Source organism: Pseudomonas sp. S10E 269, from assembly GCF_002798465.1.
Taxonomy (GTDB): domain Bacteria; phylum Pseudomonadota; class Gammaproteobacteria; order Pseudomonadales; family Pseudomonadaceae; genus Aquipseudomonas; species Aquipseudomonas pergaminensis.
The window spans coordinates 4,638,343-4,651,897 of the sequence record NZ_PHIJ01000001.1 but is presented as its reverse complement, the minus strand read 5'-3'; the positions used below and the strand labels follow the sequence as shown (position 1 = coordinate 4,651,897).

12 protein-coding genes are annotated in these 13,555 nt (G+C 62.8%); 7 read left to right on the top strand and 5 right to left on the bottom strand.

The window, feature by feature from the left end:
* Positions 1-2 precede the first annotated feature (2 nt).
* The 3 genes from CWC48_RS21720 to CWC48_RS21710 are packed head-to-tail and all read left to right on the top strand — an operon-like array spanning position 3 to position 4,354.
* Entirely contained in the window at positions 3-1,610 is a 1,608-nt protein-coding gene (locus tag CWC48_RS21720) for a carboxyl transferase domain-containing protein (protein ID WP_099492926.1), read from the top strand.
* A 15-nt stretch (positions 1,611-1,625) separates the two neighbouring features.
* Positions 1,626-2,432, top strand: a complete 807-nt coding sequence (locus CWC48_RS21715) for a gamma-carboxygeranoyl-CoA hydratase (RefSeq protein WP_100490280.1) — start codon at positions 1,626-1,628, stop codon at positions 2,430-2,432.
* Positions 2,429-4,354 carry an acetyl/propionyl/methylcrotonyl-CoA carboxylase subunit alpha gene (locus CWC48_RS21710; RefSeq protein ID WP_100490279.1) on the top strand — a complete coding sequence of 642 codons (1,926 nt, stop codon included), beginning with the start codon at positions 2,429-2,431 and terminating at the stop codon, positions 4,352-4,354. The genes CWC48_RS21715 and CWC48_RS21710 overlap by 4 nt, the downstream gene beginning before the upstream one ends.
* Here the strand turns inward: CWC48_RS21710 and CWC48_RS21705 are convergent.
* The gene (locus tag CWC48_RS21705; protein ID WP_100490278.1) at positions 4,351-4,983 is read right to left on the bottom strand and encodes a LexA family transcriptional regulator; all 633 of its coding nucleotides are present in this window, start codon (positions 4,981-4,983) and stop codon (positions 4,351-4,353) included. The two genes, CWC48_RS21710 and CWC48_RS21705, sit on opposite strands and share 4 nt — an antisense overlap.
* A 131-nt stretch (positions 4,984-5,114) precedes the next feature.
* Between CWC48_RS21705 and CWC48_RS21700 the strand changes: the two genes are divergently transcribed.
* Entirely contained in the window at positions 5,115-5,465 is a 351-nt protein-coding gene (locus CWC48_RS21700; protein ID WP_078049248.1) for a DUF6124 family protein, read from the top strand.
* Between the two features lie 466 nt (positions 5,466-5,931).
* Positions 5,932-7,083: a M14-type cytosolic carboxypeptidase gene (locus CWC48_RS21695; RefSeq protein ID WP_078049249.1), complete on the top strand. Its 1,152-nt coding sequence runs from the start codon at positions 5,932-5,934 to the stop codon at positions 7,081-7,083.
* A gap of 91 nt (positions 7,084-7,174) precedes the next feature.
* Here CWC48_RS21695 and CWC48_RS21690 read toward each other — a convergent pair whose 3' ends face one another.
* On the bottom strand, positions 7,175-7,714 hold the full coding sequence (locus CWC48_RS21690) for a cytochrome b (RefSeq protein WP_100490277.1): 540 nt from the start codon (positions 7,712-7,714) through the stop codon (positions 7,175-7,177).
* The gene (locus CWC48_RS21685) at positions 7,711-8,793 is read right to left on the bottom strand and encodes a catalase family peroxidase (RefSeq protein ID WP_100490276.1); all 1,083 of its coding nucleotides are present in this window, start codon (positions 8,791-8,793) and stop codon (positions 7,711-7,713) included. The genes CWC48_RS21690 and CWC48_RS21685 overlap by 4 nt, the downstream gene beginning before the upstream one ends.
* Positions 8,794-8,960: 167 nt before the next feature.
* Between CWC48_RS21685 and CWC48_RS21680 the strand changes: the two genes are divergently transcribed.
* Positions 8,961-9,467, top strand: coding sequence for a sigma-70 family RNA polymerase sigma factor (locus tag CWC48_RS21680; protein ID WP_078049252.1), 507 nt, complete (start codon positions 8,961-8,963; stop codon positions 9,465-9,467).
* Positions 9,464-10,201 (top strand): anti-sigma factor, encoded by a 738-nt coding sequence (locus tag CWC48_RS21675; RefSeq protein ID WP_100490275.1) that lies wholly within the window; start codon positions 9,464-9,466, stop codon positions 10,199-10,201. The genes CWC48_RS21680 and CWC48_RS21675 overlap by 4 nt, the downstream gene beginning before the upstream one ends.
* Here the strand turns inward: CWC48_RS21675 and CWC48_RS21670 are convergent.
* Positions 10,198-11,115, bottom strand: coding sequence for a spore coat U domain-containing protein (locus CWC48_RS21670; protein WP_100492438.1), 918 nt, complete (start codon positions 11,113-11,115; stop codon positions 10,198-10,200). The genes CWC48_RS21675 and CWC48_RS21670 overlap by 4 nt on opposite strands.
* A gap of 50 nt (positions 11,116-11,165) precedes the next feature.
* Positions 11,166-13,523 carry a fimbria/pilus outer membrane usher protein gene (locus CWC48_RS21665; protein WP_100490274.1) on the bottom strand — a complete coding sequence of 786 codons (2,358 nt, stop codon included), beginning with the start codon at positions 13,521-13,523 and terminating at the stop codon, positions 11,166-11,168.
* Between the last annotated feature and the right edge of the window lie 32 nt (positions 13,524-13,555).

The window sequence follows — 13,555 nt, the reverse complement described above, 5'->3', positions numbered from 1 at the left end:
CCATGGCCACCTTGCACACCCAACTCAACCCGCGCTCGGCGGAGTTTGCGGCCAATAGCGCGGCGATGCGCCAACAGGTCGACGCCCTGCACACCCTGCTCGCCCACGTGCAGCAGGGCGGCGGCGCCAAGGCCCAGGAGCGGCACACGTCGCGCGGCAAACTGTTGCCCCGCGAGCGCATCAATCGTTTGCTCGACCCGGGCTCGCCGTTTCTTGAACTCAGCCAACTGGCCGCCCATCAGGTGTACGGCGAAGACGTGCCGGCTGCCGGGGTGATCGCCGGGATCGGCTGCGTGGAAGGTGTCGAATGCATGATCGTCGCCAACGACGCCACGGTGAAAGGCGGCTCCTACTACCCGCTTACGGTCAAAAAACACCTGCGCGCCCAGACCATCGCCGAGCAGAACCGCCTGCCGTGCATCTACCTGGTGGACTCCGGCGGCGCCAACCTGCCGCGCCAGGATGAAGTGTTTCCCGACCGCGAGCACTTCGGGCGGATCTTCTTCAACCAGGCCAACATGAGTGCCCAGGGCATCCCGCAGATCGCCGTGGTGATGGGTTCGTGCACGGCCGGTGGTGCCTACGTGCCGGCGATGGCCGACGAAGCGATCATGGTGCGTAACCAGGCCACTATCTTCCTTGCCGGCCCGCCGCTGGTAAAAGCCGCGACCGGTGAAGTGGTGAGTGCCGAAGACCTCGGCGGTGCCGATGTGCACTGCAAGATCTCCGGCGTGGCCGACCACTATGCCGACAGCGATGAACATGCGCTGGCGCTCGCCCGACGCAGCGTGGCCAACCTCAACTGGCGCAAACAGGGCGAGTTGCTGCAACGCCCGCCCGTGGCGCCGTTGTACAGCAGCGAAGAGCTGTATGGCGTGATCCCGGCCGACGCCAAGCAGCCCTTTGATGTGCGCGAAGTGATCGCGCGCCTGGTGGATGGCTCGGTATTCGATGAGTTCAAGGCACTTTTTGGTACCACCCTGGTGTGCGGTTTTGCGCACCTGCACGGCTACCCGATTGCGATCCTGGCCAACAACGGGATTCTGTTTGCCGAGGCCGCGCAAAAAGGCGCGCACTTTATCGAACTGGCCTGCCAGCGCGGCATTCCGCTGTTGTTCCTGCAGAACATCACCGGCTTCATGGTCGGCCAGAAGTACGAAGCCGGCGGCATTGCCAAGCATGGCGCCAAGCTGGTCACCGCCGTGGCCTGCGCCAAGGTGCCGAAGTTCACGGTGATCATCGGCGGCAGCTTTGGGGCCGGCAACTACGGCATGTGTGGCCGCGCCTATGACCCGCGCTTCCTGTGGATGTGGCCGAACGCACGCATTGGTGTGATGGGCGCCGAACAGGCGGCCGGTGTGCTGGTGCAGGTCAAGCGCGAGCAGGCTGAGCGCGCCGGCGTGGGCTTTAGCGCTGAAGAAGAGGCGGCGATCAAGCAGCCGATCCTCGACCAGTACGAAACCCAGGGCCACCCCTACTATTCCAGCGCGCGCCTGTGGGACGACGGTGTGATCGACCCGTTGCAGACCCGCGACGTGCTGGCCCTGGCCTTGTCCGCCGCGCTGAACGCCCCCATCGAGCCGAGCCGCTTCGGCGTGTTCCGCATGTAAATGGAGCTGTACCCCATGAGCGATTTCAATACCCTGGAACTCATCACCGACCCCCGTGGCTTTGCCACGCTGTGGCTCAGTCGTGAAGCCAAGAACAACGCGTTCAATGCCCAGATGATCCGCGAACTGATCATCGCCCTCGACCAGGTGCAAGGCGATCCGTCCCTGCGCTTTTTGGTCCTGCGTGGGCGCGGCAAGCACTTCAGCGCCGGCGCCGACCTGGCCTGGATGCAGCAGTCGGCCGAGCTGGATTACCACACCAACCTGGACGACGCCCGCGAACTGGCAGAGCTGATGTACAACCTGGCCAAGCTGAAGATCCCTACCCTTGCGGTAGTGCAAGGCGCGGCCTACGGTGGCGCGCTGGGCTTGATCAGTTGCTGCGACATGGCGATTGGCGCGGATGACGCGCAGTTCTGCCTGTCGGAGGTCCGCATCGGCCTGGCGCCGGCGGTGATCAGCCCGTTCGTGGTGCAGGCCATCGGCGAACGCGCGGCGCGGCGCTATGCCCTGACCGCCGAGCGCTTTGGCGGCCAACGCGCGCGGGACATCGGTTTGCTGGCGGACAGTTATCCGCTTGGCGAGTTGGACGCTCAGGTCGAACAGTGGATCGCCAACCTGCTGCAGAACAGCCCGGCGGCCATGCGCGCCAGCAAGGACTTGCTGCGTGAAGTGGGCAACGGCGCCCTCACCCCGGCCCTGCGCCGCTACTGCGAAAACGCCATTGCGCGCATTCGGGTCAGCGCCGAGGGCCAGGAAGGCTTGCGCGCCTTCCTGCAAAAACGTCCACCGAGCTGGCAGCCCCAGGAGCCACGTTCATGAGCACATTGACGACCCTGCTGGTGGCCAACCGTGGCGAGATTGCCTGCCGGGTGATGCGCACCGCCAAGGCCATGGGCCTGACCACCGTGGCGGTGCACAGCGCCACCGACCGCGATGCGCGTCACAGTCGCGAGGCTGATATTCGTGTCGACCTGGGCGGCAGCAAAGCCACTGACAGCTACCTGCAAATCGACAAACTGATCGCCGCCGCCCAGGCCAGTGGCGCCCAGGCGATTCACCCAGGCTATGGTTTTTTGTCCGAGAACGCCGGCTTTGCCCGCGCGATTGAAGCAGCCGGGCTGATCTTCCTCGGCCCGCCCGCCTCGGCGATTGATGCCATGGGCAGCAAATCGGCCGCCAAGGCACTGATGGAAACCGCGGGCGTCCCCCTGGTGCCCGGTTATCACGGCGAAGCCCAAGACCTGGAAACCTTCCGCGCCGCCTGTGAGCGCATCGGCTACCCCGTGCTACTCAAGGCCACGGCCGGTGGCGGCGGCAAAGGCATGAAAGTGGTCGAGGACGTCAGCCAATTGGCCGAAGCCCTCGCGTCGGCCCAGCGTGAAGCACTGTCGTCCTTCGGCAATGGGCAGATGCTGGTGGAAAAGTACCTGCTCAAGCCGCGTCACGTGGAGATCCAGGTGTTTGCCGACAGGCACGGGCACTGCCTGTACCTCAATGAACGGGACTGCTCGATCCAGCGTCGCCACCAAAAAGTCGTCGAGGAAGCACCGGCGCCGGGCTTGAGTGTCGAACAGCGCAAGGCCATGGGCGAAGCTGCTGTGCGGGCTGCCCAGGCGATCGGTTATGTCGGTGCCGGTACGGTGGAGTTTTTGCTCGACGCACGCGGCGAATTCTTCTTCATGGAGATGAACACGCGGCTGCAGGTGGAGCACCCGGTGACCGAGGCGATCACCGGCCTGGACCTGGTGGCCTGGCAGATTCGTGTCGCCCAGGGCGAGGCGTTGCCGATCACCCAGGCGCAGGTGCCGCTGATTGGCCATGCGATAGAAGTGCGGCTGTATGCCGAGGACCCGGCCAATGATTTCCTGCCCGCCACCGGGCACCTGACGCTCTACCGCGAATCCGCATCGGGGCCGGGGCGGCGCGTGGACAGCGGGGTCGAACAAGGCGACAGCGTGTCGCCCTTCTACGACCCCATGCTCGGCAAGTTGATTGCCTGGGGCGAGGACCGTGAACAGGCGCGACTGCGCTTGCTGGGCATGCTGGATGAGTTTGCCATTGGCGGGCTCAAGACCAACCTGGGCTTTTTGCGGCGCATTATCGGGCACCCGGCGTTTGCGGCGGCCGAGCTGGATACCGGGTTTATCCCGCGCTATCAGGATGAGTTGCTGCCGGCGCCTGGGGAACTGAGTGATGAATTCTGGCAGGCGGCGGGCTCGGCCTTTATTCAGAGCCTGCCGTCGGGTGAGGGACCGTGGGCGGATAAGCGCGGGTTTCGTGCCGGGCTGCCTGCCGAGGTTTCACTGCATTTGAGCTGCAATGGCCAGGATCGGCTGGTCACACTGGCCGCAGAGCCGCCAGAGTTGCGCGGCGAACAGTTGCTGATCGAACATCAGGGCGTGCGTCGCAGCCATCTGGCGGTACGGCACGACCGCACGGTGTACCTGCGTTGGGACGGCGAAATGCAGGGCGTGACGCTGTTCGACCCGATCGCCGCGGTCGAGGCCGGCCAGTCTCACCAAGGCGGCCTGACAGCACCCATGAACGGCAGCATCGTGCGCGTACTGGTGGAGCTGGGCCAGCACGTCGAGGCCGGTACGCAACTGGTGGTGCTGGAAGCCATGAAAATGGAACACAGCATCCGCGCGCCCCAGGCCGGGGTGGTCAAGGCCCTGTTCTGCCAGGAGGGCGAAATGGTTGCAGAAGGTTGCGCGCTGGTGGAGCTTGAAACAGCAGGTTAAAACTTCGCCGTGGCCTGCACGACGACGCCGAGAAGACGGCAATCTTCGGTCAACAACTGTTTGGGATAGGTGGGGTTGAGCGGTACCAGGTAAAGCTGGCCGCTCTCCTCCAACAACTGGCGGAAGGTGGCCTGGGGGCTCCCGGCCCATTGGGCGACCACCAGTTTGCCGGGCTCGGCGGCAATGGCCGGGTCGACCAGGATCATCATCCCCGCACTGACGCTCAGGCCTTTGGGCGCGGTCATGGCATCACCTGTGACCGGCAGCCAGAACGCCTCACCCTGGGCATGATAATCGCTCAATTCGAAACGGGCCGCGCCATAAGCCGCCCGCGCTTCGCGGACCTCGCACAGCTCTCTCCAATTGCTGACGGGGTAGCGGAAATACGGGTTGTAGTTTTTCTCTGGGGGCGCCTCAGCGACTCGCTCGCGAATATCCAGGGCGACTTCCAGGTACCCCAGCCCCAATGCCGCCAATACCCGATTCATGTCCACCAGGCTCGGCGCGCGGCGCTTGTTGAGCCAATGGCCCACGCCGCCCTGGGACATGCCCAGGCGCTCTGCCAGTTCACCTTGCGTGACCTTGCGGTCTTCCATGTTGGCCTTGACCAACGCGATCCAGTTATCCATGGGCGCTGACAATACGTCACGCAGTTTCCAGGGCAATAAACAGTTTGTAGTAATCCATAAAACGACATAAATACGATACGTACTATTATCGGGCATAAGGTTTTCGACACCCACCCAGAGTACCGCCCCTTATGACGACAAGCCCGTACCTCCTGCCCGAACTCCCCGAAGACACAGAGCTGCACGACCTGCGCAGCAGCGGCGCCGCCCAGCGCGCATTGGACTTTTACTTGAAAGAAGATATGTCGGCATCCATGCCTGACGACGCACTGTTTGCCATCAAGCCAGGCATCAGCCAGGAAGAAGCCCTGGTGCACGCCTCGGACCTGTTGCGCAGTGCCGCCGCCACAGCCTATGAATCTGCGAGCAGCCATCAGGGCTATCAGCGCGACCTGGCGTTTTCAGTGGTGTATTTGATTGATATGGCGAAGGCGATGGTGGAGCGGTCGTTGCGAGCGCCCGAGGCTCAAGCGAACGGATAACAGGCGCGAAGAAAAAATATTTCTATCCAGGGGATAAAAACATTTGACTTGCAAATGATAATGATTATTATTGGACCTAGCTGATCGCGAGATCAGTCGATAGACCAAGGGACCTTAGGTCGGACTCTTGGAATATCTCCTCATCAGGCTAATCACGGTTTTTGACCCGGCTCTTTGGCCGGGTCTTTTTTTTGCCAGTTTTCCTGGCATGGCTTCAGGCTAATGAAGACTGTGTGTTGCTCGATGGCGCGCATGGTAGCAAAAGACCATCGCCAAAAGAAAGCCAGTCGAACGCGCTAGCGCAGATCTTTGCGAAATAGCGCTTGAGAATCAATCTCATAGATTCTAAGCTGCTGCGGCGTCACGGATGACGCCCCCCTCCCCCCTGCAACAATTTTGCATCCAGCCTTTACCAGACTCCTGTGTAATATGGCCGCCACAACACTCATATTCAGGCACCCAGACTATGACCGTGGCCTTGACCTCCATCAAAATCAGCTCCGACTTCGACAGTGGCAATATCCAGGTACTGGATGCCCACGATGCCTATCAGTTATTGCTGGCAATCAAACCCGACACACGCAGCCAACACTACCAATGGTTCCACTTCAAGGCCGAAGGCATGCACGTGGGCCACACTCACACCTTCCGCCTGAGCAACGCGGGCAAGTCTTCCTACCCGCACGCGTGGAGCGGTTACAACGCCGTGGCGTCCTACGACCACATCAACTGGTTCCGGGTGCCTTCGCGCTTTGATGGGGAAATCCTGCATATCAGCCTGGAAACCCGCGAGAAGCATGCGTGGTTAGCTTATTTCGAACCCTACAGCCGTGAGCGTCACGACTGGCTGATCGAGCAGGCCCTGAGTCGCGCCGGCACGCAGTTACTGGCCACCGGCAAGAGTGCCGAGGGGCGTGACATCCAGTTGCTGCGTCGCGGCAAAGGCGGTGAAGGCCGCCGCAAGATCTGGATCATCGCCCAACAGCATCCTGGCGAGCACATGGCCGAATGGTTCATGGAGGGCATCATCGAACGCCTGCAACAGGACGGTGATGCCGAGCTGAAAAAGCTGCTGAAAGTCGCCGACCTGTACCTGGTGCCCAACATGAACCCGGACGGGGCGTTCCATGGCCACTTGCGCACCAACGCCATGGGCCAAGACCTCAACCGTGCCTGGCAGAGCGCCAGCCAGGAGATCAGCCCGGAAGTGTGGTTCGTCCAACAACAGATGGAAACGTACGGCGTGGACCTGTTCCTCGATATCCACGGTGACGAGGAAATCCCCTACGTCTTCACCGCCGGCTGCGAAGGCAACCCCGGCTACACCCCGCGCATCGAGGCATTGGAAAAACACTTCCGCAGCCACTTGAGCGGCCTGACCCGCGACTTCCAGACCACTTACGGCTATACCCGCGACCTACCGGGCGAAGCCAACATGACCCTGGCGTGCAACGCTGTTGGCCAGCAATACGACTGCCTGTCCCTGACCCTGGAAATGCCCTTCAAGGACAACGACGACGCGCCCAACCTGAAAACCGGCTGGTCCGGTGAGCGTTCCAAGCAGCTGGGCAAAGACGTACTGAGCACCGTCGCCGACATCGTGACCACCCTGCGCTAACGCCTTGTTGGAGCCGGCTTGCCGGCGATGAGGCCCTTGATGATGCAGACATTTCAAGGACGCCATCGCCGGCAAGCCGGCTCCTGCACCGTCAGCGCTTACTGCCGGTCATGCTTTGCAATACGCCATCGCGCCGGATCAACCCATGGAACAACGCCGCTGCCAGGTGCAACAGCACCGTCAGGAACAGCAGGTAGGCCAAAAACCCATGGGCCTTGCGCAACACCGCGAACAACGGCGCGTTCGCGCCTACCAACGCTGGCAATTGCACCGAACTGCTGAGCATCACCGGGTCGCCCGCCGCTGAAATCATCGCCCAGCCCAGCAACGGCAACACCAGCATCAAGGCATACAGCACCACATGGGAGGCCTTGGCCGCCAACACTTGCCACAACGGCAAGTCAGCCGGCAACGGCGGTTGGCGCGTGGAGAAGCGCACCACCAACCGTACGATCACCAACGCCAGGATCGCGATCCCCAGCGGCTTGTGCAGGTGGATCAACCACTCATGCCGCTCCGACACAGAAGCCGCCAGGCCCGCGCCGATAAACAGCATGGCGATGACCATCAGCGCCATCAGCCAGTGCAACAGACGCGCCAGCGGCGCGAAGAACCGTGGTTGGGAATTCATGGCTTCGACTCCTGAGGGGCGCTGTGCAACGGGCTGACTTCACCGGCGCGGCGCAGGTACGAACTGGCATAGGCCGCCGAACGTGCCGCCAGCAAGGGATCATTGGAGGCTTCGATGCCACTGGGCAGAATCAGCGGGTCAAAGTTGATATCACGGCAATCACCGTCCGCTTGCGGCTGACTGCTTTGCAGCACCAGGGTGCCGGCGTTGATGACCTTATGCTCGCCGGTCCAGGCCTTGCTCGCATCGTCCAGCGGGTCCCCAGGGTTGGCCAGGGTCATGTTCAACTGCCAGCGCAACGGCCCTGCCGCCAGGCGCTGCACCAAGTCTTTTTCGAGGAAGTCACTCCCGGCCGGTGCAACATCGCCCGCCGCATCCTGAAGCTGCGGTACCACACCCCAACGCACTGCCTGACGCTTGCCATCGGCACCCACCAAGTAAAACGCGTTGATACCGTTGTAGGTTTCAGTCGCATAACTGGCCGATGGCTTGGCGGTCTTGACCCACGCCAGAAACGGCGCGGTCTCGGGATGAGCGGCAAAGAACGCCGGCATGCTCGCCGGGTTCGGTTTGCCAGTGGCCGGCTCCGGTGTACCGGCCTTGAGCATCTGGTAGAACGCTTCAGGCGTACCCACCGGGAACACCGGCATGCTGTTCATGCCCGTACGCCACTGCTGGCCGTTGGCCTGGGTGAATTGCACGGCAAAACTGCGGATCGGCACACTGCTGTCGGGCGCATAGGGGTTGCCGCTGGGCAAGGCAAACCGGCCGACCAGCGGGGTCTTGGCCTCGCTGAACACCTGGGCGCTGGAGTAGGTACGGGCTTCGGGGCTGCTCTCGAAATACCCCGCGACACACACACCCTTGGCATGGTTACGTCGGAAGCCGGGGTGCACGCCATTGTTGGTTTCCAGGGCATTGACCAGGGTTTTAGGGCGCAGGCGCTGTGGGTCGAGGGTGCCATTGACGTAGGCAAATGCCCCCGCCACAACCGCAACCACGGCACCGATACCCGCCAGGCGCGCGATCAGGCTCGCAGTGCTCAACGGGGGACGGGGCGGTGATGAGTGATCTACCATGAAGGAACTCCAGGGCCAAAGGCCTTAGGGGTGAACATAAGGTCGGAGCATTAAGACGAACGCCGGTCGGCTCTATTCCCTGGCCTTGAATTTATTTTCAAGCAAGGGGAATAACCCTCAACGCCGCACGTCTCTCTAGTCCCAGCGTAGTGACCAGCCAGATTCCCATGCATGAACTCGACGAACAGTTACGTGAACTCATCCCCAGGCTGCGGCGCTTTGCCGTGTCCCTGACCCGTAACGCCAGCAGTGCGGACGATCTGGTGCAGTCGACCCTGGAACGGGGGATCATCAGTTGGGCCGACAAACGCATCGAAGGCGACTTGCGCGCCTGGCTGTTTTCAATCCTCTACCGCCAGTTCCTCGATGCCCACCGCCGCACCCGGCGCTATGCACGCATGCTGGAATTCTTTACCGGACGCGACGACGCGCAGCCGTCGGTGGAACGCACCGTGATCGCCCAGTCGACCCTGCAAGCCTTCGATCAACTCAACACCGAGCAGCGCGCACTGCTGCTATGGGTCTCGGTCGAAGGCTTGAGCTACAAGGAAGTCGCCGAGATCCTCGAAGTGCCCATCGGCACCGTGATGTCGCGCCTGTCACGGGCGCGCCAAGCCCTGCGCCAACTCAGTGATGGCGAAATTGCCAGCCCTTCCCTGCGGATACTCAAATGATCAGCCTGCCCCCCAGCGAACGCGATTTGCATGCCTACGTCGATCACCAACTGCTGGAGAGTGATCGCCGCATGCTTGAAACCTATCTGGCGGCCCACCCCGACGTCGCGGCCCAGGTCCATGCCTGGCAGCACGACGCACAATTGCTGCGCGCGGCGTTGGGCGGTGCCCTGCAACAGCCGCCCAACCCGGACCTGGACCCGGCATTGATTCGCCAGCGCATCAAGCGCCAGTCGCGCCGCCATTTCGCCACGGCAGCCGTGCTGCTGATCGCCGTCAGCCTTGGCGGTGTCGGTGGCTGGCACGCCCGTGAAGCCACCCAGCCCGCCCCATTGCCGATGGCCGATGCGATGCAGGCGTTCCGCTTGTTCGCCCAGGACGGCATCATTCCCGCCGATTATCAGGTTCAGGGCAGCGGCACAATGCAGGCCTGGCTCGATCGCTACTTCAACCAGGCCCATCGCTTGCCTGACTTGAGCGGTTCCGGGTTCACACCGGTCAGCGGGCGCCTGCTCACCACCGAGCAAGGCGCGGCGGCCATGGTGCTGTACGAAGATCCAAAAGGGCGGCGCATCAGTTTCTATATCCGGCCACCGGGACCGGAGAACGGCTTCCTGCCCCGTGGCAGCCGCAGTGCCGATGGCTTGCAGGCCCAATATTGGTCCGGCGCCGGCTACAACTATGCGGTGGTCAGCCCGGCAGACCAGCCCACTCCGGCGATGCTGAAGTTCTAGAAGCCCACGTCGAGTACCACGTTGTCGAGGTAGGTGCCGGCCGGCGGAGTGGTTTGATCGCTATAGATCCTGGCGTTGTAGTTGAACACCTGGCTGCCTATACCCAGGCCATTGCCGGGGTTGACCTCGGCGGTGGAGCTGTCGCGACGCGCCGCCCCCACACTGCCCCAACGGGTGGTGCCGGCACTTTTGAAGATGTCGTAGGCCAGGTAGTTGCTGCCTGAGACCATCCGCCGCCGCCCGCCCGCGCTGACTGAATTCTGGCCGTCGCTCAGCCCTACGCTGTACGCACTGCCCTTGGTGCAGGAAATGCTCGCCTGCCCGGTCACCGTGGTGAAACCACTGATCACCGGGGCGCTGCCGAAACTGATATTGGGTGCAGTAATCTGGCAGTCATTGGTGACGGTCATGCTCACCGTCAAAGCAGCCGTACCGCTGCCGATGTCGCGGCCCAGGCAGATACCGCCAATGCCAACCCCCGAGCAGTAGTTCCAGTTCCAGGCAATGTTCAAGGTTTCGGTGTACAAGCCGGCGGCGACGTTGCTGCCGGTGATGCTGCTCACGTACAGCGGCACCGTTTTAGCGCCAGGCCCCGCGATCAACCCGATGCTCTGGGCGATGCCCCCCGCCCCGCCAAAATCGAATTGCGCCCCACGGGTTATCGGAAAGCTGGTGCTGTTGTTGGCGTAGATCGTATAGCCGATGACGTCACCGGTAGGCCCGACCATGCCGGTCTTGGAGGAGGTGATCGTCGCGTAGAAATGGTCGGAGGACACCAGCAGCGAGATCAATGCCGAGGTGCAGCTCAAACCTGAGTTGGCTGTCGACGTGGCCTGCGCCGCCGTGCGTACCGTCATCGAGCTGATCGACCCGAAGCTCGCCGGCAGCGTGGTTACCACCGAACACGCTGCCATGGCCTGGCCCGACAACACTAAACCTACGACAGACAGCCACCCCAGTCCCCTCATTGGCACACCAACGGCCCGATCAGCGGCACGCCTTGTTGCTGCTCGTCCATGTCGAACCGCGCCTGGCACGTACGCCCCTCACCCAACGTGACCTGCAAGGTGTTATGCGCCGAGAGGTTTTCCAGGTAAACCAGGCCATCCCAGCCGACCACCGCCTGCTGGTTGCTTTGCTCGTGCACCACCAGGCTGCCCAGGGGCAGTTCCTGATGCTGGGTGTCCACCAGGGTGACGCTGGCCGCGAGCACCCGGCGCAGCGGGAACTCCAGTAGGTAGCCGCTGCCACGGCGCACCGACACACGCTGCTCCACATTCGGGCTCTGCACGTTGAGCGGCAGGTTCAGCGGATCGATTTCATATTTGCCGCGGTAGTACGCGCTGCTCCACGGCACCAGCAGGTGGCCGTTGCGGTCGGTTTCGCCCACCAGTTGGTTCTCGTAGCGCACCGGGATCCCGGCGAAACCCTGGGTACTCACCACCACAAAGGCATCATTGATCCGGTTGGCGGCAAAGGTGTCACCGCCCATCCACACCAGCGAGCCGCTGGCATCCGCCCAGCGGGTCTGGGCATCGCTGCTGCCGTACACGCCGGCCTGCAACTGCACCGACTGCAAGCGCCAGGTCAGGTCGGCCTGCCGGTACGTCGCGCCATCGCCCTGGGCATAACCGAGGTTGTAGCCCACCCCGCCCTCGCTGGGCACCGCGCTGCTGTAATTGAGGCGCTGGCGACTGGCGCCGTCCTTGCTGCGCTCGGTGCTCAAGGCCAGGCTGCCGTTGAGGTCGAACGGAATCACCCACTGCGCCTGCATCGCCCAGTTGCTGTCGCCGATCTCGCGGTTGGCCGACAGGTAGAAACTGGTGTTGCGCCACAGCGGTTTACTCCAGCTCAGGTTGAGCAGGCGCGTGCGCGAATCGTCCGCCGCCTGCACGTCGAAATAGCCCATGCCCAGGCTGCCGAAGCGCTCGAGGTTGAGGCTCAGCGTTACCTGTTCGCTGCGCTTGCTGAGGCTGGCGTAAGGGGTGTCGACCAGGGTCAGGTCGGCGTACTCGTCGCGTCGCTCGACTCGTTGGTACGAGAGGCTGTAGCGCGTGCTGTTGTACTGATACCCCAGGCTCAGTTGCTGGCCGGTGCGTCCTTCGAACTGGCTTTGGCTGACAGCCGTGTTGAGCACGCCGAAGTTGCCCAGCCGCAGGTTGCCGCCCAGGCCGCCCAGGGTCAGGTCACTGGAGGCCTCGACATGGCTCTCCAGGGTCAGGTTGTCGGAATAACCATAACGAAAGGTGCCGCTGGCCACGCCAGGGCCATAGGCGAAATCCTTCAGGGTGTATTCCCGGCGCAAGGAGCCGGCGGCCACCGAGAAATCCGTCAGGCCTTTTTGCAACAACGTGCTGGTCACGTAGAACGGTACGGTGGTCGACACTTGGCGACCGAGGGCGTCGGTCGTCACCACCACCGCTTCGCCGGCGCCGTTGATAAACGGCACGTTGGTCAGGGTGTACGGCCCCGGTTGCAGCAGCGCGCTGTCAGATTTGTAGCCGTTGATAAACAGGTCCACCGACGACGGCACCGCGGCCTCACCGGCAAATTGCGGCAGGGGGTAAGTCACCAGGTCCGGGCGCACCGCGAAGTCCCGCGAGAACTGCACGCCGCCCAGGCGCACCGAACTGCTCCAGGGCAGGGCGCCGCTGATCACGTCACCGGCTTCGTAGGTCAGCAGCCGCTCATCATCAGAGAACCGCCAGGTAGTGTCGTAGCGCCGGTAACCGTTGTTGAACGTACTGCTGCTGACGCCATCGGCCAAGGTCTGGCGGTACTGGCCGCTATTGGACAAAGTGCCCCAGTTGTCGAACAGCCGCACTTCGTTCCAGGCGGCGAGGTAGCTGCCGCCTTCGTCGGTGTCGTTGAAATACAGGTCATAGTTGAGCAAGGCGCCGAAGCTGCTCATCGCCTGGGTGCGCGGGTAAGTGTTGCGGTTGCCGATAAATTGTTCCTTCAGCCACGACGGCGGCACATCCAGCAGCAGGCGCTGGCCGTTGCTGTCGTAATCGCTGTGCAGGCCGGGGATCTTGTCCAGCGCCACGCTGCCGCTCAATTCGCCGGGCAGCTTCATGCCCACGTCCTGCAGTGCGCTGGCCGGCACATAGAGTTGCCCGGCCCGCTGATCGACCGCGATGACGCGGCCGGTGTCCATCTGGTTGACCACCAGCTCCAGAAACAACTGTGCATCGGCGACAGCCTCCATACTGCTCGGGGGCGGTGGCAGGTCGCCAGCCACGCCCGGAAGCGCAATCATTGCGCCGCCCAGCCCGCCTACCACCGACAGCCATAGACTGCGAGCCCGACCACGACTCACCATGGCGTTGTGTCCTTCAATGGACATCTCCATCC